Source organism: Streptomyces sp. NPDC051913 (assembly GCF_044593635.1).
GTDB lineage: Bacteria > Actinomycetota > Actinomycetes > Streptomycetales > Streptomycetaceae > Streptomyces.
The window spans coordinates 101,307-125,825 of the sequence record NZ_JBIUCI010000007.1; the positions used below are offsets into that span (position 1 = coordinate 101,307).

The 24,519-nt window shown below is 69.6% G+C and carries 24 protein-coding genes and 1 pseudogene; 15 read left to right on the forward strand and 10 right to left on the reverse strand.

Annotated features, from left to right (window positions below):
• The first annotated feature begins 2 nt into the window (after window positions 1-2).
• From ACIHIX_RS22290 to thpD, 6 genes are all read left to right on the forward strand, one after another.
• Window positions 3-1,103 (forward strand): pyridoxal-phosphate-dependent aminotransferase family protein, encoded by a 1,101-nt coding sequence (locus tag ACIHIX_RS22290; RefSeq protein WP_399958786.1) that lies wholly within the window; start codon window positions 3-5, stop codon window positions 1,101-1,103.
• Between the two features lie 82 nt (window positions 1,104-1,185).
• On the forward strand, window positions 1,186-1,716 hold the full coding sequence (locus ACIHIX_RS22295; protein ID WP_399958788.1) for a DinB family protein: 531 nt from the start codon (window positions 1,186-1,188) through the stop codon (window positions 1,714-1,716).
• A 306-nt stretch (window positions 1,717-2,022) separates the two neighbouring features.
• A complete protein-coding gene (ectA, locus tag ACIHIX_RS22300) occupies window positions 2,023-2,553 on the forward strand; it encodes a diaminobutyrate acetyltransferase (RefSeq protein WP_399958790.1) in 531 nt (176 codons plus the stop codon).
• A 104-nt stretch (window positions 2,554-2,657) separates the two neighbouring features.
• Entirely contained in the window at window positions 2,658-3,929 is a 1,272-nt protein-coding gene (ectB, locus tag ACIHIX_RS22305; RefSeq protein WP_399958792.1) for a diaminobutyrate--2-oxoglutarate transaminase, read from the forward strand.
• Window positions 3,930-3,984: 55 nt separating this feature from the next.
• A complete protein-coding gene (locus tag ACIHIX_RS22310; RefSeq protein ID WP_059197275.1) occupies window positions 3,985-4,383 on the forward strand; it encodes an ectoine synthase in 399 nt (132 codons plus the stop codon).
• A gap of 5 nt (window positions 4,384-4,388) precedes the next feature.
• Window positions 4,389-5,276: an ectoine hydroxylase gene (gene thpD, locus ACIHIX_RS22315; RefSeq protein ID WP_399958794.1), complete on the forward strand. Its 888-nt coding sequence runs from the start codon at window positions 4,389-4,391 to the stop codon at window positions 5,274-5,276.
• Here thpD and ACIHIX_RS22320 read toward each other — a convergent pair.
• On the reverse strand, window positions 5,260-6,333 hold the full coding sequence (locus ACIHIX_RS22320) for an alkene reductase (RefSeq protein ID WP_399958796.1): 1,074 nt from the start codon (window positions 6,331-6,333) through the stop codon (window positions 5,260-5,262). The two genes, thpD and ACIHIX_RS22320, sit on opposite strands and share 17 nt — an antisense overlap.
• A gap of 179 nt (window positions 6,334-6,512) precedes the next feature.
• Here ACIHIX_RS22320 and ACIHIX_RS22325 point away from each other — a divergent pair, with 179 nt between their 5' ends.
• Complete coding sequence (locus tag ACIHIX_RS22325; protein ID WP_399958798.1) at window positions 6,513-7,004, forward strand: MarR family winged helix-turn-helix transcriptional regulator; 492 nt, start codon at window positions 6,513-6,515, stop codon at window positions 7,002-7,004.
• 42 nt (window positions 7,005-7,046) lie between these two features.
• Here ACIHIX_RS22325 and ACIHIX_RS22330 read toward each other — a convergent pair whose 3' ends face one another.
• The 3 genes from ACIHIX_RS22330 to ACIHIX_RS22340 form a co-directional block, all read right to left on the reverse strand.
• A complete protein-coding gene (locus ACIHIX_RS22330; RefSeq protein WP_399958800.1) occupies window positions 7,047-8,105 on the reverse strand; it encodes an aminotransferase class V-fold PLP-dependent enzyme in 1,059 nt (352 codons plus the stop codon).
• 97 nt (window positions 8,106-8,202) lie between these two features.
• Window positions 8,203-8,928 carry a DsbA family oxidoreductase gene (locus ACIHIX_RS22335; protein WP_399958802.1) on the reverse strand — a complete coding sequence of 242 codons (726 nt, stop codon included), beginning with the start codon at window positions 8,926-8,928 and terminating at the stop codon, window positions 8,203-8,205.
• A 45-nt stretch (window positions 8,929-8,973) separates the two neighbouring features.
• Window positions 8,974-9,993: a GlxA family transcriptional regulator gene (locus ACIHIX_RS22340; protein WP_399958804.1), complete on the reverse strand. Its 1,020-nt coding sequence runs from the start codon at window positions 9,991-9,993 to the stop codon at window positions 8,974-8,976.
• A gap of 70 nt (window positions 9,994-10,063) precedes the next feature.
• On the opposite strand from ACIHIX_RS22340, the gene ACIHIX_RS22345 reads away from it, so the two are divergent.
• Window positions 10,064-11,437 (forward strand): MFS transporter, encoded by a 1,374-nt coding sequence (locus ACIHIX_RS22345; protein ID WP_399958806.1) that lies wholly within the window; start codon window positions 10,064-10,066, stop codon window positions 11,435-11,437.
• On the opposite strand, the gene ACIHIX_RS22350 is transcribed toward ACIHIX_RS22345, so the two are convergent.
• Window positions 11,403-12,011 carry a DUF1349 domain-containing protein gene (locus tag ACIHIX_RS22350; RefSeq protein WP_399958808.1) on the reverse strand — a complete coding sequence of 203 codons (609 nt, stop codon included), beginning with the start codon at window positions 12,009-12,011 and terminating at the stop codon, window positions 11,403-11,405. The two genes, ACIHIX_RS22345 and ACIHIX_RS22350, sit on opposite strands and share 35 nt — an antisense overlap.
• Before the next feature lie 106 nt (window positions 12,012-12,117).
• Entirely contained in the window at window positions 12,118-13,647 is a 1,530-nt protein-coding gene (locus ACIHIX_RS22355; RefSeq protein WP_399958810.1) for an aldehyde dehydrogenase (NADP(+)), read from the reverse strand.
• A gap of 133 nt (window positions 13,648-13,780) precedes the next feature.
• Between ACIHIX_RS22355 and ACIHIX_RS22360 the strand changes: the two genes are divergently transcribed.
• The 3 genes from ACIHIX_RS22360 to ACIHIX_RS22370 all read left to right on the forward strand — a co-directional run bounded on the left by ACIHIX_RS22360 (window position 13,781) and on the right by ACIHIX_RS22370 (window position 16,572).
• The gene (locus tag ACIHIX_RS22360; RefSeq protein WP_030956770.1) at window positions 13,781-14,554 is read left to right on the forward strand and encodes an IclR family transcriptional regulator; all 774 of its coding nucleotides are present in this window, start codon (window positions 13,781-13,783) and stop codon (window positions 14,552-14,554) included.
• Window positions 14,555-14,557: 3 nt separating this feature from the next.
• Window positions 14,558-15,028 carry a GNAT family N-acetyltransferase gene (locus tag ACIHIX_RS22365; protein WP_399958812.1) on the forward strand — a complete coding sequence of 157 codons (471 nt, stop codon included), beginning with the start codon at window positions 14,558-14,560 and terminating at the stop codon, window positions 15,026-15,028.
• 95 nt (window positions 15,029-15,123) lie between these two features.
• Complete coding sequence (locus tag ACIHIX_RS22370; protein ID WP_399958814.1) at window positions 15,124-16,572, forward strand: peptidoglycan D,D-transpeptidase FtsI family protein; 1,449 nt, start codon at window positions 15,124-15,126, stop codon at window positions 16,570-16,572.
• Window positions 16,573-16,641: 69 nt separating this feature from the next.
• Here ACIHIX_RS22370 and ACIHIX_RS22375 read toward each other — a convergent pair whose 3' ends face one another.
• Window positions 16,642-18,099, reverse strand: coding sequence for an NCS2 family permease (locus ACIHIX_RS22375; RefSeq protein WP_399958816.1), 1,458 nt, complete (start codon window positions 18,097-18,099; stop codon window positions 16,642-16,644).
• Between the two features lie 232 nt (window positions 18,100-18,331).
• Between ACIHIX_RS22375 and ACIHIX_RS22380 the strand changes: the two genes are divergently transcribed.
• The 4 genes and pseudogenes from ACIHIX_RS22380 to ACIHIX_RS22395 all read left to right on the forward strand — a co-directional run.
• Window positions 18,332-18,898, forward strand: coding sequence for a SigE family RNA polymerase sigma factor (locus ACIHIX_RS22380; protein WP_399958818.1), 567 nt, complete (start codon window positions 18,332-18,334; stop codon window positions 18,896-18,898).
• A complete protein-coding gene (locus tag ACIHIX_RS22385) occupies window positions 18,895-19,755 on the forward strand; it encodes a hypothetical protein (RefSeq protein WP_399958820.1) in 861 nt (286 codons plus the stop codon). Before ACIHIX_RS22380 ends, ACIHIX_RS22385 begins: the two co-directional genes overlap by 4 nt.
• A gap of 106 nt (window positions 19,756-19,861) precedes the next feature.
• The gene (locus tag ACIHIX_RS22390) at window positions 19,862-20,692 is read left to right on the forward strand and encodes a pectate lyase (RefSeq protein ID WP_399958822.1); all 831 of its coding nucleotides are present in this window, start codon (window positions 19,862-19,864) and stop codon (window positions 20,690-20,692) included.
• A 226-nt stretch (window positions 20,693-20,918) separates the two neighbouring features.
• Window positions 20,919-21,113, forward strand: a pseudogene (locus ACIHIX_RS22395) (polysaccharide lyase family protein); the annotation flags it as partial.
• Between the two features lie 97 nt (window positions 21,114-21,210).
• On the opposite strand, the gene ACIHIX_RS22400 reads toward ACIHIX_RS22395, so the two are convergent.
• The 3 genes from ACIHIX_RS22400 to ACIHIX_RS22410 all read right to left on the reverse strand — a co-directional run bounded on the left by ACIHIX_RS22400 (window position 21,211) and on the right by ACIHIX_RS22410 (window position 24,513).
• Window positions 21,211-22,365: a right-handed parallel beta-helix repeat-containing protein gene (locus ACIHIX_RS22400; protein WP_399958824.1), complete on the reverse strand. Its 1,155-nt coding sequence runs from the start codon at window positions 22,363-22,365 to the stop codon at window positions 21,211-21,213.
• A gap of 129 nt (window positions 22,366-22,494) precedes the next feature.
• Entirely contained in the window at window positions 22,495-23,292 is a 798-nt protein-coding gene (locus tag ACIHIX_RS22405) for an HAD family acid phosphatase (RefSeq protein WP_399958826.1), read from the reverse strand.
• A 108-nt stretch (window positions 23,293-23,400) separates the two neighbouring features.
• Window positions 23,401-24,513, reverse strand: coding sequence for a chondroitinase-B domain-containing protein (locus ACIHIX_RS22410; RefSeq protein WP_399958828.1), 1,113 nt, complete (start codon window positions 24,511-24,513; stop codon window positions 23,401-23,403).
• Between the last annotated feature and the right edge of the window lie 6 nt (window positions 24,514-24,519).

The following is a 24,519-nucleotide window of genomic DNA, read 5'->3' on the forward strand; positions in this document are numbered from 1 at the left end:
CCGTGACGCACCCGTTCCTTGACCTGGCCCCGTTGAGCGCCGCGCACTTCGCGTCGATCGAGGACCGTGTGGCGCGGCTGCTGAGCACCGAGCAGGACGTCGTGATCATGCAGGGCGAGGCACTGCTGCCGCTGGAGGGGGCCATCCGGGGGACGGCGGGGCCGGGGACCGTCGCGCTGAACGTCATCACCGGCCCCTACGGGCAGACCTTCGGGGACTGGCTGCGGGACTGCGGGGCGACGGTCGTCGACCTCGCCGTGCCCTTCCACAGCGCCGTCACGGCGGAGCAGATCCGGGAGGCCTTCGCGGCCCACCCGTCGATCGACTTCGTGTCGCTGGTGCACGCGGAGGCGGCGACCGGGAACACCAACCCGGTCGCGGAGATCGGTGAGGTCGTACGGGAGCACGGCGCGCTGTTCTACCTGGACGCGGTGGCGTCGATCGGCGCGGAGCCGGTACTGCCGGACGCGTGGGGGGTCGACCTGTGCGTGATCGGGGCGCAGAAGGCGATGGGCGGGCCGGCCGGGGTGTCGGCGGTGTCGGTGAGCGAGCGGGCGTGGGCGCGGATGGCGGCCAACCCGCGGGCGCCGCGCCGGTCGTACCTCGCGCTGCTCGACTGGAAGGAGCGGTGGGTCGACGGTGGCCGGCGTGCGCTGCTCCACGCTCCGGCGCAGCTGGAGATGCTGGCCCTCGAGGCATGCGTCGAGCGGATCGAGGAGGTCGGCCTCGACGCGGTGATGGCTCGGCACGCCTCGGCCGCCGCGGCGACTCGGGCGGGTGCCGTGGCGCTCGGCGGAGGGCTTGAGCCGTACGTGTACGAGGCTCGGGACGCGGCACCGGTGGCGACGACACTGCGGGCGCCCTCCGGGGTGGTGGCATCCGAGCTGGTGGCTCGGGCGCTGGCCTCGGATCCGGCGTTGCCGCTGGTCGCGGGTGGGGGTGCGCTGGCCAAGGAGATGATCCGGGTCAACCACTACGGGGTGGACGCGACGCCGGGGGCGGTGCGGGCGAGTCTGGCGGCGCTGGGTGCCGCGCTGGCGGAGCGGGGGCTGGACGTGGACGTGGAGGGGGCGTTGCGGGCGGTGGAGGGCGAGTGGCGGTAGCGGGGCGACCCGGCCCCGCGAAGGGCTCGCCCGCGAACGCCGGGCGGGCCCGGATGTCAGACGTGCGTGCCATGCTCCCCGCATGACCACCGACACACCCCACACCCTCCCTGACGGTCGCCCCGTCCCGCTTCTGACCGGTCCCGAACTCCCCATGCTGGAAAGCTGGTTGGACTTCCACCGGGCCACGCTCGCGCTCAAGTGCGCGGGGCTCGACGACGCACAGGCGCGGGTCGCCTCCGTCGAGCCCTCCACCCTCACCCTGCTCGGCCTGGTGCAGCATCTCGCCGAGGTCGAGCGGAACTGGTTCCAGCGGGTGATCGGCGGGCTGGACCTGCCGCCCGTGTTCGACGGGGACCCGAGCGGATACGTCCTCGATCCCGCGCGCACGCTCCAGGACGCGCTCGCCGTCTGGCGCCGCGAGGTCGAGCGCGGGCGGGGGCTGTACGTCGGCTGGTCCCTCGACGACACCGGGCGGATGGTGGACGCTCCCTTCACCGGGACGGACGTCAGTCTGCGGTGGGTGCTGATCCACATGATCGAGGAATACGCCCGGCACAACGGACATGCGGACCTCTTGCGGGAGGGAATCGACGGAGTTACCGGCGCCTAATTATCCGGTAATTCTGGAATTCTTTATCAGTACAGCTTCCCGTTTTCTTCTGCCCGCTTTTCCCCGGCCTAAACGCAAAGATTTCGCGAACGCCGAGCGGGGTGATTCGGGAAGGTCTCGTGGGGGTTACATGGGTGTGACGCGTTACACATCGCTACCCTTTCGTACCTTTTGCACGGGACATAAAGGACCATACCTCGCACTTCTCGCGCAGACGCCCGCGCCCGCGCGATAACACAACAGGGTCCATCATGTAACCCCGCCCGGCCATGCATTTTTTAATTTCCCTCGGTAAATTCAATCCGCATGACTGCCTCACCAGCAGACCTGCAAGCCCACCCGCAGAACGACCTGAAAATCGACCGCCCGTCCGTGACGGACGGTGCCGCATTGTGGCGGATAGCGAGGGACTCGAAGGCCCTCGACCTGAACTCGTCCTACAGTTATCTGCTGTGGTGCCGCGACTTCGCCGCCACCTCGGCCGTCGCCCGGGACGGGCGCGGGGAACCGGTCGGGTTCGTCACCGGTTACGTGCGACCCGACCGTCCGCGCACCCTGCTCGTCTGGCAGGTGGCCGTGGACGACGCCTACCGCGGGCGCGGCATCGCCGCCGCGTTGCTGGACGGGCTCGTCGAGCGGGTCGGTGGCGAGTACGGCGTGACGAGCGTCGAGACCACCATCACCCCCGGCAACACCGCCTCGGAGCGGCTGTTCGGCGCCTTCGCCGAGCGGCACGACGCCTCCCTGGAGCGCGAGGTGCTCTTCCCGACGCGCCTGTTCCCCGACGGCCCGCACGACCCCGAAGTCCTGTACCGCATCGGTCCCCTCTCCCCCTGACCGCGCCGGTTTCCCTCACCCCCGACCGCGCCGGTCCCCTCTCCCCCCGACCGGCCGCTGACGACCCCCGTACTCCCCCCACGCCTAACGAGGAGCGATTCGTCGTGACCATCACCCAGCCCGACCTCAGCGTCTTCGAGACCCTCGAGTCCGAGGTGCGCAGCTACTGCCGCGGCTGGCCCACCGTCTTCGACCGCGCGCACGGCAGCCGTATGTACGACGAGGACGGCCACGAGTACCTCGACTTCTTCGCCGGCGCCGGTTCGCTGAACTACGGGCACAACAACCCGGTCCTGAAACGGGCGTTGATCGACTACCTGGAGCGCGACGGCGTCACGCACGGGCTCGACATGTCGACCACCGCCAAGCGCGCGTTCCTGCAGACCTTCCAGGACCTGGTGCTGCGCCCGCGCGATCTGCCGTACAAGGTCATGTTCCCGGGCCCGACCGGCACCAACGCCGTCGAGTCCGCGCTCAAGCTGGCCCGGAAGGTGAAGGGGCGCGAGGCGATCGTGTCGTTCACCAACGCCTTCCACGGCATGTCGCTCGGCTCCCTCGCCGTCACCGGCAACGCCTTCAAGCGGGCCGGGGCCGGCGTACCGCTGGTGCACGGCACGCCCATGCCGTTCGACAACTACTTCGACGGGACCGTCCCCGACTTCCTGTGGTTCGAGCGGCTCCTGGAGGACCAGGGCTCCGGGCTCAACAAGCCCGCCGCCGTGATCGTGGAGACCGTGCAGGGCGAGGGCGGCATCAACGTCGCACGGCCCGAATGGCTGCGCGCTCTCAAGGAGTTGTGCGAGCGGCAGGACATGCTGCTCATCGTCGACGACATCCAGATGGGGTGCGGACGCACCGGTGCCTTCTTCTCCTTCGAGGAGGCCGGCATCACGCCCGACATCGTCACCGTCTCCAAGTCCATCAGCGGGTACGGCCTGCCGATGTCGCTGTGCCTGTTCAAGCCCGAGCTGGACGTCTGGGAGCCGGGCGAGCACAACGGCACCTTCCGCGGCAACAACCCGGCCTTCGTGACCGCGACCGCGGCCCTGGAGATGTACTGGGCCGACGGCTCGGCGATGGAGAAGCAGACCCGTGCGCGCGGCGAGCAGATCGAGCAGGGGCTCATCGCGATCACGGAGGAGAACCTCGCCGATGTGAAGGAGTACCGCGGGCGCGGGCTGGTGTGGGGCCTGGAGTTCCACGAGAAGGGCCGGGCCGGGCGGATCGCCCGGCGGGCCTTCGAACTCGGGCTGCTCATCGAGACGTCGGGCCCCGAGAGCGAGGTCGTGAAGCTGCTTCCCGCGCTCACGATCAGCCCCGACGAGCTGGACGAGGGACTCAGCGTCCTCGCCCGCGCCGTACGGGAGACCGTCTGACCGGGAGACCGTCGGACCGAAGAAGAAGCGCCAATCTAGGAGGCATCGCAGCACCGTGATCGTCCGTTCGTTCAAGGACATCGAAGGCACCGACCGGCACGTGAGGTCCGCGTCGGGGACCTGGGAGAGCAAACGCATCGTCCTCGCCAAGGAGAGGGTCGGCTTCTCGCTGCACGAGACGATCCTGTACGCGGGTACGGAGACGTCGATGTGGTACGCGAACCACATCGAGGCGGTCGTCTGCGTCGAGGGCGAGGCAGAGCTGACCGACGACGAGACCGGGCGGACGTACACGATCACGCCCGGGACCATGTACCTCCTCGACGGGCACGAGCGGCACACGATGCGGATCAAGGAGGACTTCCGCTGCATCTGTGTGTTCAACCCGCCCGTGACCGGACGGGAGGACCACGACGAGAACGGTGTCTATCCGTTGCTGACCGAGGAGGGCTGAGCCCGATGACCACCATCACCGATCCGTACCCGAGCCGAGGCGCCGCCGAGGTCACCGTCCCGCGCCAGGACCCCGTCGTCTGGGGCTCCCCCGACACGCCCGGCCCGATCTCGTCCCTCGACCTCCAGTCGTACGAGCGGGACGGCTTCCTCGCCCTCGACGAACTCATCTCCGAGGACGAAGTGGCCGTCTACCACCGGGAGTTGGAGCGGCTCGTCACCGACCCGGCGATCCGCGCGGACGAACGCTCGATCGTCGAGCCGAAGACCAAGGAGATCCGCTCGGTCTTCGAGGTGCACCGGATCAGCGAGGTGTTCGCGGCGCTGGTGCGGGACGAGCGGGTCGTCGGGCGGGCCCGGCAGATCCTCGGCTCGGACGTGTACGTCCACCAGTCCCGGATCAACGTCAAGCCGGGCTTCGGGGCCAGCGGCTTCTACTGGCACTCGGACTTCGAGACCTGGCACGCCGAGGACGGGCTGCCGAACATGCGGACGGTGTCCGTCTCGATCGCGCTGACCGAGAACCACGACACCAACGGCGGGCTCATGATCATGCCCGGCTCGCACCGGACCTTCCTCGGGTGCGCGGGGGCCACGCCGACGGACAACTACAAGAAGTCGCTGCAGATGCAGGACGCGGGCACGCCGTCGGACGAGGCGCTGACGGCGATGGCCGGGGAGTACGGCATCAAGCTGTTCACCGGCAAGGCCGGTTCGGCGACCTGGTTCGACTGCAACTGCATGCACGGGTCCGGCGACAACATCACGCCGTTCCCGCGCAGCAACGTCTTCATCGTGTTCAACAGCGTGGACAACGCGGCCGTGGAGCCGTTCGCGGCTCCCGTCAGGCGCCCCGAGTTCATCGGAGCACGGGACTTCACTCCCGTCCGCTGAGTACCGGGTAGTCCGTGTAGCCCTTCGCGCCCCCGCCGTAGAACGTCGTACGGTCGGGGGCGTTGAAGGGTCCGCCCGTGCGCAGGCGTGACGGCAGGTCGGGGTTGGCGAGGAACAGCTGGCCGTAGGCGACGAGGTCGGCGACGCCCTCCTCGACCAGGGTGAGGGCGTCCGGCCCCGTCGGGCCCTCGGAGGCGGGGCTGAGGACGAGGACGCCGCCGAACAGCTTGCGCAGGGCGAGGGTCAGGTCGCGGATCTCACCGACCTCCATGATGTGCAGATACGCCAGGTCCAGCGGCTCCAGCGCGGCGACGAGCGCGGTGTACGTCGGCTCCGGGTCCGGCTCGTGGATGTCGTTGAGGGGGTTGCCGGGCGACAGCCGCAGGCCGGTGCGGTCGGCGCCGACAGCGGCGGTGACGGCTCGGGCGATCTCGACGGCGAGGCGGATGCGGTTCTCGACGGAGCCGCCCCATTCGTCGGTGCGGTGGTTGGAGCCGGGGGCGAGGAACTGGTGGATCAGGTAGCCGTTGGCGCCGTGCAGTTCCACGCCGTCGAAGCCCGCCTCGATCGCGTTGCGGGCGGCGGTGACGAAGTCGTCGACGGTGGCGCGGATCTCGTCCCCGGTCAGCTCGCGCGGGACGACGTACCTTTTCGGGCCCTCGTGGGTGAAGACCTGCCCGTCGGCGGCCACCGGTGAGGCGCCGACCGGGGTCAGCCCGTCGGGCAGCAGCACCGGGTGGCCGATCCGGCCGGTGTGCATGAGCTGGGCGAAGATCCGGCCGCCGGCGGCGTGCACGGCGTCGGTCACCGTGCGCCAGGCGGCGACCTGCTCGGCGCTGTGCAGGCCCGGGGTGTCGGGGTAGCCCTGACCGACGAGGGACGGCTGAATGCCCTCGGTGACGATGAGCCCGGCGGAGGCGCGCTGGGCGTAGTACTCGGCGGTGAGCTCGGTCGGCAGGCCGCCGGCGCCGGCCCGGCTGCGGGTCATCGGCGCCATCGCGATGCGGTTGGCGAGCGGGGTGCCGGCGAGGTCGACGGGGTCGAACGCGGTGGTCATGGAGGCTCCTGAGGCGACGGGCGCGATACGACAGGCGTTGCGCGCGGCCGGTTTATGTGGTCGGCCAAGTAATTCAACCGGGAGCCACCCTAGCCCATTCCTTGGTCGGCCAAGCAAATTCCACGGGCGCGTATCCTTCCAGGCAGGAACCTGCGAGAACGGCGAGAACGGGGAGCCCGATGGAGGCCACCAAGGAGGCGGAGACCCGCCCCGCGTGTACCGAGCTGCCCTCGGCGGCCCACGACGGGCCGGTCAGCCACGCGCTCTCACGCGCCGCCCGGCTGCACCGCAAGGCCGCGGGGAAGCTGCTGCGCGGGCTGGGGCTGCACGCCGGTCAGGAGCTGGTGATGATGCACCTGTGGGAGCGTGGCCCGGCCCGCCAGTCGGAGCTGATCAGGCTCCTCGACCTCGACCCGTCCACGGTCACGAAGATGCTCCAGCGCCTGGAGCAGGCGGGCCACGTCCGGCGCCTGCCCGACCCGGCGGACCGCCGCGCGGTCCTCGTCGAGGCCACCGACGCCAGCGCCCATCTGCTCACCGAGGTCGAGAAGGCCTGGGGCGTCCTGGAGGAGAACACCCTCACCGGCCTCACATCGGCCGAGCGCGGCCAGCTCCTCGACCTGCTGGTGAAGGTCGAGAACAACCTCTGCGGCAAGGGCACCGAGGACTGACCGGGCCGACGACGTCTACAGCCAGGGGAGCTGCCCGCCCGTTCAGGAGGGCAGCACGGACAGTGCGTCCAGCAGGCGATCCACGTCCTCGTCCGTGTTGTAGAGGTGGAAGGCGGCCCGCAGGTTGCCCGCGCGGTCGGAGACCTCGATCCCGGCCGCGCTCAACTCGCCCTGGCGGTGGCCGAGTCCGGGCACCGAGACGGTCGGGGCGCCCGGGGAGGGCACGGGGGTGTGGCCGAGCGCGGACAGGCCGGTGCGGAAACGGTCGGCGAGGGCGAGGTCATGGGCCCTGATGGCGTCCACGCCGAGTTCCGCCAGGAGTTCGAGGGAGTGGCGGGCCGCCGCGTAGGAGAAGAGGGCCGGGCTCTCGTCGAACCGCCGTGCGGAGTGGGCGAGTTCGTCGATCGGGCCGTAACACGCGTCCCAGGGACGCTCCCCCGCCACCCAGCCGGCGAACAGCGGGGTGAGTCCCCCGAGGTCCTCCGGGACGACCAGGAACGCCACACCCCGCGGGCAGACGAGCCACTTGAAACCGACGCAGGCGGAGTAGTCGTACGCGTTCGCGTCCAGGGCCAGCCAGCCGGCGGCCTGGGAGGCGTCCACGTAGGTGCGCGCCCCGTGCGTCCGCGCGGCCTCACGGATCGCCGGGAGGTCGGCGATCCGTCCGTCGGCGGACTGGGCGGCGCTCACCGCGACCAGGGCGGTGCCGGGGCGGACGGACTCGGCGATCCGCGCCAGCGGGACGCTGCGGACCTTGAGGTCGGCGCGGACGTGGAAGGGGTTCACCAGGGAGCTGAAGTCGCCCTCCGCCGTGAGGACTTCGGCGCCCTCGGGGAGGGACGCGGCGATCAGGCCGCTGTAGACGGCGACCGAGGCACCGGCCGCGACCCGGCTGCGGGGCACGCCGACGAGGCGGGCGTAGGCGGTGCGGCTCGCCTCGACGTCCCCGAACATGTCGGTCGGGTCACCGGCGGCGGACGACTCCACGGCGGTGCGCATCGCGGCCACGGCCCGGGCCGGGAGCAGGCCGGTGCTCGCGGTGTTGAGGTAGGTGTTCTTCGGGGTGAACTCGGCACGGACGAGGCTCTCGAAGGTCTCCATGGACCCACTGTGGGCTTCCGGGAACTCCCCGTCCATTGCCGATTTCTGCGTGGTTTCGCTAAGTGATGCTTATAGATGGGTCCCGAGCTGGGGTTCTCTACCGCTGCGGTACCGCGCAGCCGTCGGGGCCGCAGGCCTCCGCGTCGCCCTGGCCGCTCTGGTCGATCAGCCGGAGCGGGGAGCGCTCGCCCCAGGCCTGGCTCAGGGCCTGCGCGAAGACCTCGGCGGGCTGGGCGCCGGAGACTCCGTACTTGCGGTCCAGCACGAAGAAGGGCACACCGTTCGCACCGAGCTCGGCGGCCTCGCGCTCGTCGGCGCGGACGTCGTCGGCGTAGGCGCTGGGGTCGGCGAGGACCTTGCGGACGTCGTCGGCGTCGAGGCCGGCGGCGACGGCCAGCTCCACGAGGCGCTCGTCGCCCTCACTGAAGACGGAGCGCTCCTCGGCGAAGTTCGCCTGGTAGAAGGCCTGGATCAGCTCGTTCTGCCTGCCCTGTTCCTTGGCGAGGTGGAGCAGACGGTGCATGTCGAAGGTGTTGCCGTGGTCGCGGTCACGGGTGCGGTACGCGAGACCCTCGGCGGCGGCCTGGGCGCCGAGGTTCTCCTCGCCGGCCTGGGCCTGGGCCTCGCTCATGCCGTACTTCTTGGTGAGCATCTTGATCACGGGCTGCACGTCGCCCTTGGCGCGGCCGGGGTCCAGCTCGAAGGAGCGGTGCACCACCTCGACGCCGTCGCGGTGCGGGAAGGCCTCCAGCGCCTTCTCGAAGCGGGCCTTGCCCACGTAGCACCAGGGGCAGGCGATGTCGCTCCAGATCTCGACGCGCATGTTCTCGGCTCTTTCTCCAGGTCGGCGGGGATGGTGGGTGAACGTTCAAGCAGCTGGGTTCATTCCCCGGTGGGCTGGGCCGCGCCGGGGGGCGGCGGTCTTCGTTCCGACGCGGCTGAACTGGGTCCGGTACGCCGTCGGGGTGAGGCCGGTGCGGCGGACCAGGTGGGTGCGGAGGGAGTCCGCTGTGCCCAGCCCGGCGGATCTGGCCACCTGGTCCATGGGGAGGGCGGTGGTCTCCAGGAGTTCCCTGGCTCGCTCCACACGCTGGTGGAGCAGCCACTGGAGCGGGCTGACACCGCTCTCCGCGTGGAAGCGGCGGGTGAGGGTGCGGACGCTGACGCCCGCGTGGCGGGCGAGGTCGGTGAGGGTGAGGGGCTTGTCGAGGTTGCGCATGGCCCAGCCCCGGGTGTCGGCGCAGGCCGTGCCCCGTTCGGGCGGCAGCGGTGTGTGGGTGAACTGGGTCTGGCCGCCCGGCCTGACCGGGGCCACCAGGGCCAGACGGGCGACCTCGTTGGCGGTGGCCGCTCCGTAGTCCGTGCGGATCATGTGCAGGCACATGTCGATGCCGGCCGCGTAGCCGGAGGAGGTGAGGATCTGGCCGTCCTCGACGTACAGGACGTCACCCTTGAGGTCGAGCGCCGGATAGCGGACCCTCAGCTCGTCCGCCAGCTGCCAGTACGTCGTCGCGCTGCGGCCGTCCAGCAGCCCCGCCTCGGCCAGCACGAAGGCGCCGCTGCAGATGGAGGTGACCCGTTTGCCCGCGCCGGCCGCCTCGCGTACGGCGGCGACCGTGCGGGGGTCCGGCGCGTAGCGCTCCCCCGTGCCGGCGAGCAGCACCGTGTCGGCGGCACGGACGGCTTCGAGGCCCCGGCTCACCTGCAGCTCCAGCCCGCCCGTGGTGGCCACCGGGCCGGGGTCCGGGGTGCAGACGGTCACCTCGTAGCCAGGTGTCCCGTCGAGCCGCACCTTCGCGAACAGCAGCTCCGGAATGGCAAGGTTGAACATCGAGACCGGCGACGGCGCGATGACGGCGATGCGGTGCGGTCCCCGCTGCTGCGACATGGCCAGAACCTCCGGATGCATGGCATTCAGGCCACTACTGTACTTCCCCGAAGATCCGCAGCATGAGGACATGCCAACGGACGAGACGCTCATGGATCATCAACTGACCAAAGATTCGCCCGAGTTGAAACCTTCCCCCGCCCTCACCCTCGCCGCCGCCCTTCTCGGCTTCGCGCTGATCACCCTCGACGCGTCCGTGGTCAACGTGGCACTCCCCTCCATCGGCTCCGCGCTCGGTGGCGGCATGTCGGGTCTGCAATGGGTCGTGGACGCCTACACCCTCGCGTTCGCCGCGCTGATGCTGTCCACCGGCGCCTTCGCCGACCGGGCCGGGGCCAGCCGGGCGTACGGCATCGGCATCACCGTCTTCACCCTCGCCTCGGCGGCCTGCGGTCTCGCCCCCACCCTCCCCGCGCTGATCGGTGCGCGGGTGGTGCAGGGGGTGGCCGCGGCCGTCGTCCTGCCCGCGTCGCTGGCGCTCGTGCGGCAGGCGTACGACGATCCCGCCCGCCGTGCCCGTGCGGTGGCCGTCTGGGCCGCAGGCGGGTCCGTCGCGGTGGCCCTGGGCCCGGTCGCGGGCGGTGCGTTGACGGCCGCCTGGGACTGGCGAGGCATCTTCTTCGTCAACCTGCCGCTGGGCGCGGTGGCGTTGGCGCTGCTGGTGCGCGCGCCGCGCTCACCGCGTCGTCCCGCGCCGCTGGATCTGCCGGGTCAGGTGGCGGCGGCGGTGACGCTGGCCTCGCTGACGTTCGCCGTGATCGAGGGCGGGTCAATGGGGCTGGTGGCCTCGGGAGTTGCGATCGCGGCCGCTGTGGCCTTCACCCGGATCGAGCTGCGGCATCCCCATCCCGTCGTCCCGTTCGGCCTGTTCCGCAGTCCGACCGTCTCCGTGGCGGTCGCGGTGGGGGCGGCGTGCAGCGTGGCGTTCTACGGTTCCGTCTTCGTCTTCTCGCTCTTCTTCCAGCAGGTCCAGGGGCGTTCCGCGCTCTACGCCGGGCTGATGTTCCTGCCGATGTCCGCGCTGATCGGCGCGACGAACCTGCTCTCGGGCAAGCTGGCCGGCCGGTACGGGGCACGGCTGCCCATGCTGGTCGGCCAGGGCCTCGCGCTCGTCGGGCTGCTGCTGCTCCTGTACGTCGACGAGACCACGCCCGCGGCCCTGGTGGCGGCGCTGCTCGTGCCGCTCGCCCTCGGCTGCGCGCTGACGGTGCCGCCGCTCACCACCCTGATGATGGAGGCGGTGCCGGCCGAGCGTGCGGGTCTCGCGGCGGGCGTCCTCAACGCGGCCCGGCAGGTCGCCGGAGGGCTGGGCATCGCGGTGTTCGGGGCGCTGGTGGCCGGTGGCTTCGTGGCCGGGATGCGGCTGAGCCTGGCCATCAGCGCGGCCCTCTTCGCGGTGACCTGGCTGGTCAGCTTCCGTCTCGCAGGTCCTGCATCCAGTTAGGGCGGAACTCCAGGTGGTCGTACGTCACCACGCACCCCTCCCCCATCGGCGACTGCGTCATGAAGCCGACCAGGGCGGCGCCGGTCTCCTTCTCCTCGCCCAGGGTGAAGAGCCGGACGAAGGTCCAGTGCTTGCCGTCGCGGGACGCGTGGAAGGCGAACGCCCGCCCGGTGCGGCTCACTCTGAGCCAGACCGAACTGCCCTCCACGGTGAAGGAGTTGGCGTCGTCCGAGTGCCCCCGGGTGACCACCGTGCAGACGGTGGCCACATCCGGGGAGTACTCCAGGCAGAGCTTGGCCCAGGCCCGGTCGCCGACATGGACGTAGAGCAGCCCGGCGTCGAAGGCCGCGGCGAACCCGACCGTGACCCGGGCTATCAGCTGGAAGTCCCCTTCCGGCGCCCCGAGCAGCCGGGGAGCGTCGGAGGCGGGATCGAGCCCCTCGGCGGTGGGAGGCACGAAACGGTCCTGCCGGGGCCCGGCCCAGCCGGTCAGGACCCCGTCCTCGTACGACCAGTGCCCGTCGGGCCCATAAGTACGGAGGGGAAAAGGCAGTTCGGAGAGTTCGACGTCCATGACCAATTTCTCTCAGGGCGAGGGGAGCTACCTAGGGGCGCGGGGAACTGTGCGACCAGCCACAACGTACCGGCACCCCGCAACGCGCCCCGCACCCCTACGGCGACTACCGCTCCAAACGCCCGTTGAACCTACGAGGAAGCCCCAGCGGATTGTCATCGCGCAACTCCACGGGCAGCAACGCCTCCGGCGCCCCCTGATACGCGACGGGCCGCATCCACCGCTCGATAGCCGTACCGCCCACGGAAGTGGAGGTGGACGTCGTGGCCGGGTAGGGCCCACCGTGATGCTGGGCCGCCGCCACGGCGACACCCGTCGGCCAGCCGTTGACCAGCACACGCCCGGCCAGCGGCGTCAGCTCCGCGAGGATCTCCGCGCCACGCCCCTCACCGGCGGCCTCCTCGGCCGACAGGTGAACCGTGGCCGTGAGGTTGCCCGGCAGCCGCGACAGCACGGCGTGGGCCTGCGCGTCGTCCTCGTAACGGGCGACGACGGTCACCGGACCGAAGCACTCCTCCAGCAGCAGGTCGTACGCGCCCTCCTGCGCCAGCTTCTCCGCGGCGACCGTGAGGAAGCCCGCGCTGACGGTGTGCTCGCCGCCCGCGCCCGGCGTCACCGGGGACTCGACCTCGGGCAGCTCGACGCGCTCGGCGACGCCCGCGATGAAGTTGTCCCGCATACGGTGGTCGAGCAGGACACCGGAGGCGGTGTCGCTGACGGCGTCCGTGAGGGACTTGACCAGGCCGTCGCCCGCGGCGCCGGCCGGCACCAGGACGAGGCCCGGCTTGACGCAGAACTGGCCGACGCCCAGGGTCATCGAGCCGGCCAGGCCGGTGCCGATGGCCTCCGCGCGCTCGGCGGCGGCGGCCTCGGTGATGACGACGGGGTTCAGGGAGCCCAGCTCGCCGTGGAAGGGGATCGGGACCGGGCGGGCCGCCGCCGCGTCGAACAGCGCGCGGCCACCGCGGATGGAGCCGGTGAAGCCGGCCGCCGTGACCAGCGGGTGCTTCACCAGCTCGACGCCCGCTTCGAAGCCGTGGACGAGTCCGACGACGCCCGCCGGGATGCCGTGCTCGGCGGCGGCGGCGCGCAGCACGGCCGCGACCAGCTCGGACAGGCCGGGGTGGTCGGGGTGGGCCTTGACGACGACGGGGCAGCCGGCGCCCAGCGCGCTCGCGGTGTCGCCGCCGGCGACCGAGAAGGCGAAGGGGAAGTTGGAGGCCGAGTAGACGGCGACGACGCCGAGGGGCACCTTGTAGCGGCGCAGGTCCGGGATCGGCGGGGTGGCGGTGTCGTCGGGATGGTTGATCACGACGTCGAGGAAGGCGCCCTCGTCGACGATGCCCGCGAAGGCCCGCAGCTGGTAGCAGGTGCGGGCGAGTTCGCCGGTGAGGCGGACCGGGCCGAGCGCGGTCTCCGCGTCGGCGGCCTCGACGAGCTGGTCCTTGGCCGCCTCCAGCTTGTCGGCGGCGGTGCGCAGGAACGCGGCGCGGACGGTGCGGTCGGCCAGGGAGGCCCGGGCGTCGTGCGCGGCGCGGACGGCGGCGTCGACCTCCTGGGCTGTGGCCTCCACCGCAACCTGTTCACGCTGCTTCCCGGTTCGGGGGTCGACACTCCAGACTGGTGCTGCTGCCACCGCGGGTCCCTCCACACATGTAATGCCGCAGTACTGGGTCACCCACCAGGGTCGTTCGATATACTGAACGCTGTCTCTGATGGTGAATATGCTGTTGGAGACTATTTCCCGTCGAACGAAGGGGTCAAGGGCGATGTCGGCTGGCGAGACGGGGGGCGGCGCGCAGGTCAAGTCCGCCGTACGGACGGTTGAACTGCTCGAATACTTCGCCGGACGCCCCGGTATGCATTCCCTCGCGGCGGTCCAGGAGGCCGTCGGATATCCGAAGTCCAGCCTCTACATGTTGCTGCGCACGCTGGTCGAGCTCGGCTGGGTGGAGACCGACGCCACGGGCACGCGGTACGGCATCGGGGTGCGGGCCCTGCTCGTCGGCACCTCCTACATCGACGGCGACGAGGTGGTGGCCGCGGCGCGGCCCACGCTGGACCGGCTGTCGGACGACACGACCGAGACCATCCACCTGGCGCGGCTCGACGGTACGAACGTCGTCTATCTCGCGACGCGTCAGTCCCAGCACTATCTGCGGCCCTTCACCCGGGTCGGCCGTCGGCTTCCGGCGCACTCGACGTCGCTGGGCAAGGCGCTGCTGAGCACGTACTCGGACGAACAGGTCCGCAAGATGCTCCCGGAGACGCTCCCGGCGCTGACCGAGAACACGATCACCGACCGGGAGAAGCTCATCGAGGAGCTCCACCAGGTGCGGGAGCAGGGCTTCGCCGTGGACCGCGAGGAGAACACGCTGGGGCTGCGGTGCTTCGGCGTCGCGATCCCCTATCGCACCCCGGCCCGCGACGCGATCAGCTGCTCGGTGCCGGTGGCGCGGCTGACGCCCGCCCACGAGCAGATGGTGAAGGACGCGTTGTTCGACGCTCGGGACCGGCTGACACTTGCCACCCGTAGGCTCTGAGGCATGCAGATCGCGCTCCGAGAGGTCCACGACAGTGATCTGCCGGTCTTCTTCCGGCAGATGAACGATCCCGAGTCCCTGCACATGGCCGCCTTCGTCCCCAGGGACCCGGCCGACCGTGCCGCGTTCGACGAGCACTGGAAACGGGTGCTCGCCTCCGACGCCGACAACCGGACGATCCTGGTCGACGGCGACGTCGTGGGCAGCGCGGCGGTGTACGGCGAGCCCGGCGAGCGAGAGGTCACCTACTGGGTCGACCGCGCCTACTGGGGGCGCGGGATCGCCACGGCGGCCCTCGGGGCGCTGCTCGCCGAGATCACCGAGCGCCCGCTCTACGCCCGCGCGGCGGCGGACAACGCCGGTTCACGGCGGGTGCTGGAGAAGTGCGGGTTCCGGCTGTCGGCCCATGACCGGGGCTACGCCCATGCCCGCGGCGAGGAGATCGACGAGGTCGTGCTGAGGCTGGACGCCTGACACCGCCGTAGCCCCGCCGTCGCACATGAACGTCCGATGAGAAATCCGGACGCAAGGGAACGATTCACTCCGGGCCGCTCGTCTACCAGTGCGGGATGAACAAGACGATCAGGCGCGCGTCGGTCTTCGCGCTGCTGCTGGTGTTCGCTCTGCTGGTGCGGGCGACCTGGGTGCAGTTCTACGAGGGCCAGGCGCTGGCGGACGACAGCGACAACCGGCGGAACGTGATCGAGACGTACTCGTCTCCGCTGGGGAACATCATCGTGGCCGGTGAGTCGATCACCGGTTCCGCGAAGACGACAGGGAGCGACCTCGAGTACAAGCGCACGTACAAGGACGGCGAGCTGTACGCGGCGGTGACGGGCTACGCCTCGCAGGCGTATGCGCCGACCCAGCTGGAAGGCATCTACCAGGACCTCCTCAACGGCTCGGACAGCCGCCTGAAGGGCGTCATGGACACGGTCACCAACCAGCGGGCCGAGCCGGGCAACGTGGTCACCACGATCGACCCGGACGTGCAGAAGGCCGCCTATGACGCGCTCGGCGACAAGAAGGGCGCGGCCGTCGCGATCGACCCGAAGACCGGCAAGATCCTCGCGGTCGTGTCCACCCCGTCGTACGACCCGTCCTCGCTGACCGACGCCAACACCGCCGGATCGGCCTGGAAGAAGCTCAACAAGGACTCCGACAAACCGCTGACCAACCGCGCGCTGCGGCAGCCGGTGGCGCCGGGTTCGACGTTCAAGCTGGTCGTCGCTGCGGCGGCGCTGGAGGACGGGCTGTACTCGTCGGTGGACGAGAAGACCAAGAGCCCCGACCCGTACACCCTGCCGGGCACGGTCACCCCGCTGGAGAACGAGAACAAGTCCGCGCCGTGCGAGAACGCCTCGATCCGCACCGCGCTGCGGTACTCCTGCAACAACGTCTTCGCGAAGATGGCGTACAACCTCGGCCAGGACAAGCTGCGGGCGATGGCCGAGAAGTTCGGCTTCAACGACAAGGAACAGGACGTTCCGGTCCGCGCCTACACCAGCGTGTACCCCTCGGACATGAACGACTCGTCCACGGCCCTCACCGGCATCGGCCAGTTCGACGTCACCGCGACCCCGCTCCAGATGGCCATGGTCTCCGCGGCCATCGCCAACGGCGGCAAGATGGTCAGCCCGCACATGGTGTCCACGATCACCAACAGCGGCGGTGACACCCTCAAGGACTACGACGACGAGGCGAGCACGACGCAGGTCGTCAGCTCCGACACCGCCGAGCAGCTCCAGTCGGCGATGCAGACGGTCGTCGAGGACGGCACGGGCACGAACGCGCAGATCGACGGCGTGACGGTGGGCGGCAAGACGGGCACGGCCCAGCACGGCGAGAACAACAGCGAGACGCCGTACGCCTGGTTCACGTCGTACGCCAAGAACGGGGACAAGGAGGTCGCGGTGGCGGTGCTGGTCGAACAGTCGAACGCGGCCCGCTCGGAGGTCAGCGGCAACGGCCTGGCCGCCCCCGTGGCCAGGGCGATGATGGAAGCAGCGGTGCGGTAAAGGGCCTTCAGGGGCGCGGGGAACTGCGCGACCAGCCACGACGAACCCGCGCTGGTCGCGCAGCGTGCCTCACTTGGCCCCGAGCACCTGCTCAATGGGGTCGATGGCGAAGTAGATCAGGAACAGCGCCGAGGTCCCCCACAGCAACCAGTGGATCTCCTTCGCCTTCCCCAGCACCACCTTGATCACCACGTACGCCAGGAACCCGGCGCCGATACCGTTGGTGATCGAGTAAGTGAACGGCATCACCGCGATCGTCAGGAACGCCGGGATCGCGATGTCGTACTTGTCCCAGTCGATGTTCTTGACCTGCGTCATCATCAGGAACCCGACCGCGACCAGCGCCGGCGCCGCCGCCTGGAGCGGCACGATCGTCAGCAGCGGTGTCAGGAACAGCGCGAGCCCGAACAGCCCGCCGGTGACCAGGTTCGAGAAGCCCGTGCGCGAGCCTTCGCCGACGCCCGCCGCCGACTCGATGTAGGACGTCGCGGAGGACGAGGACGCCGCGCCGCCCGCGACCGCCGCCGCGCCGTCGATGAGCAGCACGCGGCCGAGGTGGGGCACCTTGCCCTCCTCGTCCAGCAGTCCTGCCTCCGCGCTGATGCCGACGACCGTGCCCATGGTGTCGAAGAAGTCGGACAGCACGAGGGTGAAGATCAGCAGGACGACGGTGATGATGCCGACGCCCGCCGCGTCGAACGCGCCGAACAGGCTGAAGTGACCGAGCAGCCCGAAGTCAGGGGTGTCGACCAGCTTGTCGGGCCAGGCGGGGCTGGTCAGCCCCCAACTCTTCACGTCCGCGGCCGAGTTGATGATCATCGCGAGGATCGTCATCGTCACGATGCTGATGAGGATCGCGCCCTTCACCTTGCGGGCGAGGAGTCCGATGGTCAGCAGGACGCCGAGACAGAAGACGAGAATCGGCCATCCGGCGAGTGAGCCGGTGCCGCCCAGCTGCACCGGGACCGTGGTGTTCGCGGCGTCCGGGATGCGGCTGACGAAACCGGCGTCGACGAAGCCGATGAACGCGATGAAGAGACCGATACCGACGCTGATCGCCTGCTTGAGCGACTGCGGGATCGCGTGCATCACCGCCTCTCGCAGACCGGTCACCACCAACACGCAGATGAGCAGGCCCTCCAGGACGACCAGGCCCATCGCGTCGTCCCAGCTCATCAGCGGGGCGATCTGGAAGGCGACGACCGCGTTGAGGCCGAGGCCGGCGGCGAGGGCGAGGGGCAGATTGCCACCGACGCCCATGATGATCGTCATCACCGCCGCCACCAGGGCGGTGGCGGTGGTGAGTTGGACGGCGTCGAGCTGGTGGCCGAACTTGTCCTTCGCGCTGCCCAGGATGATGGGGTTCAGGACAAGGATGTAGGCCATCGTGAAGAACGTGGCGAATCCGCCGCGTATCTCCCGGCCGAAGGTGGACCCGCGTTCGGAGATCCTGAAGTACCGGTCCACGCCGTTCGCCGCCTGTGGTGGGGCGGTTGGCCGGTCGGCCGGTCTCTTCGTCTCGGACATGGCTGTGCTCCTTGTTGCCTGAATGATCGGTGCGCGGATGCTGGCTGGATTGTTCCCGTGTTGAACCCGTTTCAGGTTTTCAACGTGTTACGGAATCGGCGTCGACCCGTCAGACTGCGTTCGAAGCCCCGTACGAGCTGAGCGTTCGATCACTGCTACGCTTCCCGATCTCATCCGGGCCGCCGCCGGATGATCACATGTCATTCACATGACACGCACAGAGAGGACGTCCGTGGGCACTGTCGTCGACGACGCCGCCTCCGTGGAGTTCCATGCCTTCTTCGAGCGCCACTACGCCGAACTGTCGCGCCTCGCGCACCTGTTGACAGGTGAGTCGGACGCCGCCGACGACCTCGCGGCGGACGCGCTGCTCGCACTGTGGCACCGCTGGGACCGGGTGCGCGCCGCCGACCATCCCGTGGCGTACGCCCGTGGTGTCGTCGCCAATCTGGCCCGGACGCGCATCCGCAGCGCGGTGCGGGAGCGTCGGCGGATCGCGCTGTTCTGGTCGCAGCGCGAGGAGAAGACGGAGAACCCGGACATAGCGGGGGTCGTGGACGTCCAGGGCGCGCTGCGTCGGCTGCCCTTCCGCAAACGGGCGTGTGTGGTGCTCCGGCACGCGCTCGACCTGTCGGAAAAGGACACCGCTCTCGCCCTCGGTGTTTCCGTGGGTACGGTTAAGTCCCAGACGTCCAAGGGGATGGCCGAGCTCCAGCGTTTGCTCGGCTCCCAGGGCGTTCCCCAGAAGGTGCACGTGGCGATGGCGCGCGGCGGCGAGACCGTAGGACGGAACCGATGAGGCAGCAGGACGTGCACGACGAGCTGCGCGCCCGGTTGCACGAGGCGGCAGGGCAGCACGAGCCCGACCGGGCGCGCATCCTGGCGCGGATCGAGCGCGGCATGGCCGAGCAGGGCCGCCCCGACCACCGGGCCACCCGGCCGCCGGTGTTCGGCTGGGTGCGGGTGGTGTCCGCCACGGCGGCGGTCGCGTGTGTGCTCGGCATCGGCGGTTACGCGGTCGCGTCGGCCGTGAAGGACGACTCCCCGCAGCAGACCGTCGCCACCACGGCGACCCCCGAGCCGTCGCCGGACGCGACCAGCCGGGCGCCGATCCGTCCCTCGGCGCCGGAGCCGGACAAGACGCCCAGGACCGAGAAGCCGCGCACCACCCCCACGTCGAAGGCGCCCTCCGCGACCGCCACCGTGCAGCCGCCGGTCACCGCCTCCGGCGAGGAGGACGGCCCGCTGTGGTCGGACGGTTCGGTGGACCCGCACAGCAACGACTTCTGGGCGCAGAGCAACATCACCCTGAAGACCTCCGAGGAACTGACCGCGCTCACCGTGCAGTTGAAGATCGCGCAGACCGGCGGGGTGACCTCGGCGGGCGCCTGGCGCTCGCTGCCGGAGGACGACTTCACCCTCACCACCGAGGAGAAGGACGGCTTCCTCGTCTACACCTGGACGCTCAAGGAGGGCCGCAAGGTCGCCAAGGGCGAGTGGGTGTTCGCGGGGCAGTACGACCATGAGCGCGGCGGTCGGGACGCGGCCGACGACAGCTACACGGCGACCGGTACGGCGGGCGGCGAACAGCTCGCGGTGAAGGGCGACTTCGCGTCCCACAGCGACGACGACGCATCCGACGAGGGCGACTCGTAGGCACCTCCTCCCGAGGTTCGTGAAGAAGTTCCGCAGACGCGGCAACCCTTTCCCCACCCGTGGCGACCAGGAGACGCAAGGATCCTCTCCCACGCAAGGAATGGGCATGACTGCACGAGCTGAACAGCGCGTCCGCCACCGCCGCCGGACGACCAAGCGGCGGGCGGTGATCGCCGGGGCGTCCGCCCTCACCCTCACCGGCGCGGCGATTGTCACGACGACGATGCTGTCCACCGCCGGCGCCGCCTCCTCCTGGCCGACGGCCACCGGCAGCAAGGCCGTGTCCTCCACGATCGAGGTGTCCGGGACCCTGGACGGCAAGTACGTGAAGTACTACGGCTCCGGCGAGCTGGGCAGCGACAGCCAGGACGAGGACCAGGGCCCGATCTTCGAGCTGGCCGACGGCGCCACCCTGAAGAACGTCATCATCGGCACACCGGCCGCGGACGGCGTGCACTGCCTGGGCAGTTGCACGCTGCAGAACGTGTGGTGGCTGGACGTCGGCGAGGACGCGGCGAGCTTCAAGGGCAAGTCCTCCTCGGCCGTGTACACGGTCTACGGCGGCGGCGCGAAGAACGCCTCCGACAAGGTCCTTCAGTTCAACGGCGCCGGAAAGCTGGTCGTCTCCAAGTTCCAGGTGGAGAACTTCGGCAAGCTGGTGCGCTCCTGCGGCAACTGCAAGACGCAGTACAAGCGCACGATCATCATCAACGACGTGGACGTCACGGCGCCCGGCAAGTCGATCGTCGGCATCAACTCCAACTACGGCGACACGGCCGCGCTGCGCAAGGTCCGGATCCACGGCGACAGCAGCAAGAAGATCAAGACGTGCACCCGCTTCAAGGGCAACAACACGGGCGCGGAGCCGACCGAGATCGGTTCGGGTCCTGACGGAACCAACTGCAAGTTCACCTCCTCCGATCTTTCGTACGAGTGAGTGAACCTTCAAGCATGACGGATCCGGGCCCTTGAGCACCCACAGGAAAACCCTCACGCGCCGCCGGGTGCTCGGAGCCTCCGCGATCGGCGTCGCCGCGACCTTCGGCTACAAGGACGACGACAAGGGCGCCGGGCTCTACGAGATCCTGCACACCGGCTGGGTCGGCGGGTCCGGCCGCGGCAAGGTGGCGGGCGTCGGCCTGAAGAACATGGACGCCGCGTACCCGTACACCGTGGGCTTCACCACGGGTTCGTACCGGGGGAACAACCATTCGTTCGCTTTCAACGTCCCATCCAGTGCGTGGAAAACGGATCCGCATCAGTACAACGTCCTGAAGCTCACCATGGTGAGCGGGTCGGGCGGCACGGCGTTTCTCAGCGCCGGTACGTCGTTCGACTGCATAGACCTGCTGACCTGAGCCCCCCTCGGTCAGCAGCGCCGGCAGAGCCCCCCTCGGCCGGCAGGGAAACGCCCCGCCTGTGACGACAGGCGGGGCGATTCTTTTCTCTCCGCGTTCAGTTCATCGTCGAACCGATGGTGGTGGAGCCGGTGGTGAGGAAGGTGGTGGCCGGAAGCGAGCCGTCCGACCTACGGGCGCTGTACGCGGTCGTCGCGTCCGTCGTCTTGAAGGAGGGCGTCGAGACACCGCTGTCCCAGTTGTTCGCGGCGGAGACGGTGGACGAACTCAGCTTCGACAGACCGCCCTTGTTGCTCACCGCGAGGTTGCGGGCCACGCGCGCCTTGCCGGTGGCGAAGTAGAAGCCCGCCTGGGCGTTGGCGTACGCGGTGTTGCGGTTCAGGACGATCGCGCCGGGGTTGGAGTTCTCGGTGAACCCGTTCAGCGTGTTGTCCCAGGCCGCGTTGTTGTTGACGACATGCGCGACCGTGACGCCCCCGCCGCCCAGCTTGTACCCGTTGCCGTTGCCCTCGAAGGCCGAGTCGTTCCAGCGGTTCTTGCCATTGCCGAAGGCCCATGAGTGCTCGATGGTGACGGGTGAGGAGAACTGCCAGAGGTCGAGCCCGTCATCCGAGTTGTTGTAGAGACGGGCGCCGGTGACCTTGTTACCCGTGCCCGAGCCGAACTTGATCGCGATGCCGTCCGCGTTCTGGCCGTGGCCCGCCGGGTCGTAGTTGCCGTAACTGTCCAGGTTCTGCACGAGGTTGTCGGTCGTGCCGTCGCCGCGCAGGGTGAACCCGGAGTCGCCGTTGTCGGCGGTGACGAGGTTCTTGAAGACACCGCCCACGGACGAGGTGGCGACGAAGCCCTGGGCCGGGGACTTCTGGAAGGTGAGGTCGGCGACGGTCCAGTAGTCGCCGTAGATCCCGGCCAGCCAGGACCCGGCGGGCAGCTTGGAACCGTCGATCTTCACCTTCTCGCCGCCGTACGCCTGGAGCGTGATCCGCGCCGAACTGGTGCCGTTCGCCGTCGACTTCAGGGTGGCCGTCGGGTAGTACGTACCGGCGCGGACCTGGATGACGGTCCCCGCGGTCGCGCTCTTCACCGCCGACTCCAGCTGTGCGGTACTGGAGACGGTGACCGTCGTCGAGGCGGCCTCGGCGCCCCCGTTCGACAGCCCGAGGTACACGCCGCCCGCCCCGGCGGCGACGGCGACGGCCGCGGCGATCGAGAGGGTGCGGGTCCTGCGGTGGCGTCCGGTGCTCTGACGCACGGGGCGTTCCTTTCCTAGGGGGTTCGTACGCCCAGCAGTCGTCACCGTGCCCCAGGAGGTTGCCGCGCCGCGGCGAAAACAAGCGAAACTTTCGCTCACCGATTCATCACCGCGGCGCTCAACCGGCTGCTAGCTGACGAAGTACGTCGGGTTCGGCAGCTTGTAGGTGCGGTCGGCGTAGCCGCCGTCCAGGTCCGAGTACTGGTCGCCGAAGTTGGCGATGATCTCGTACCCGAGGTCGTCCTCGATGTGCCGGCGCGTGCCGCCCTTGTACTGCACGGTCGTGCAGGTCCAGGTGCCCGGTGTGGCGCAGGCGCTCAGGTAGGCCGGCGGGTTCGCCTTGTCCTTGAGGAACATGTGGTCGGCGTCGAGGTTCACATCGGCGCCGATCTTCTTCAGGTTGTCGACGGCGGCGGTGCGCTGCGCCTCGGACAGACCGGAGTTGTAGAAGACCTCGACGCCCTTGGACTGGGCGTACTGGACCAGCTCGGCACTGCCGAAGACACCCGGCCGGTCGGCCTTGTTCACGTAGTCGGCCCAAGTGGTCGAGTTGTACGTGTAGTTGTAGCGCCTCTCGTAGTCGAGGCTGAGCAGCAGCGTGTCGTCGATGTCGAAGACGACCGCGGGCTTCTCGCCCTTGTGGTGGGCCTTGCGGGCCGCCTGGTCGATGTACTTCCGGGCGGCCTTGTCGATGGCCGCGAGGTCCTTGGCGTACGGGCTGTCCGGGGACGCCTGGTAGACACCGCCCGCGTCGAGCGTGGTGCCGTAGTAGGTGTCGATGTCCTTGACCAGGAGCCCGATGTTGTAGGGCTCGTGGGTGCTGTTCGCCGTCGACTGACCGGCGGTGGCCGCGCCGGCACCGTAGAGGCCGGCGCCGGCGACGGCACACGCGGCGGCGATGGCCGCGATACGCAGTGGCTTATGCATGACAGAGTTCTACGCGCGTCACCCTGGAGGGCGCGAGACCCGTTGCCCGATCGATACCTCCTTCACAGGCAAAAAACGGGTCAAGCGCCCCGGTGTGTCGACAAGTGGTCAGTTCATCGTGGCGCCGATGGTCGACGAGCCCGTCGTCAGGAACGTCGTCGCCGGCAGGGTGCCGCTCGAACTACGGGCGTTGTACGTGCTCGACGCGTCCGTGGAGACGAAGGACGGGGTCGAGATCCCGGAGTCCCAGTTGTTGCCGGCCGAGGTGACCGACGAGCCCTTGCTGACCGAGCCGCCGCCGTTGCTCACGGCGAGGTTCTTGCCGAGCTTCGCGGAGCTGGTGGCGAAGTAGTAGCCCCACTTGCTGTTGGCGTAGGCGGTGGTCCGGTTGATGACGATCGCGCCGGTGTTGGAGTTCTCGGTGAAGCCGTTGCCGGCGTTGCCCCAGGCGGCCGAGTTGTTGACGACGTGGGCCACGACCTCGCCGTCGCCGCCCAGCTTGTAGCCGTTGCCGTCGCCCGCGAACGCCGAGTCGGACCAGCGGTTGACGCCGTTGCCGAAGGACCAGGTGTGCTCGATCGTGACGGGCGAGGAGAAGGACCAGAAGTCGATGCCGTCGTCGCTGTTGTTGTAGAGACGGGCGCCGGTGATCAGGTTGCCGGTGCCGGAGCCGAACTTCACGGCGACGCCGTCGGCGTTCTCCCCGTGGTTGGCGGCGTCGTAGTTGCCGGAGGAGTCGATGTTCTTGACGGTGTTGTTCACGGTCCCGTCGCCGGTGAGCGTGAAGCCGGAGTCGCCTCCGTTGATGGTCTTGATGTTGTTCCAGTTGGTCCCGGTGCAGGACTGGCAGACCACCGCGCTGTCCGGGGAGTTCTGGAAGGTGATGTTGGAGACGTTCCAGTAGTCGGCGGTCAGCTTGAAGATCCAGTCCCCGTCGGGGAGGGAGGAGCCGTCGATCTTCACGGTCTCGCTGCCGTACGCGGTGAGCTGGATCGGCGAGGAGGAGGTGCCGTTGGCGGTGGACTGGAGGGTCGCCGTCGGGTAGTAGGTGCCGCCGCGGACCTGGATGACGGTGCCTGCGGTGGCGTTCTTGATGGCGTTGGACAGGTCGGTCGAGTTGCTGACGACCACCGTCGCGGCCTGTGCCTGGGTGGGGAGGACGGCGATGCCGGAGCCGAGGGCGAGGGCGGCCGTCGCGAGGAGAGCGGTACGACGAGACATGGAGTG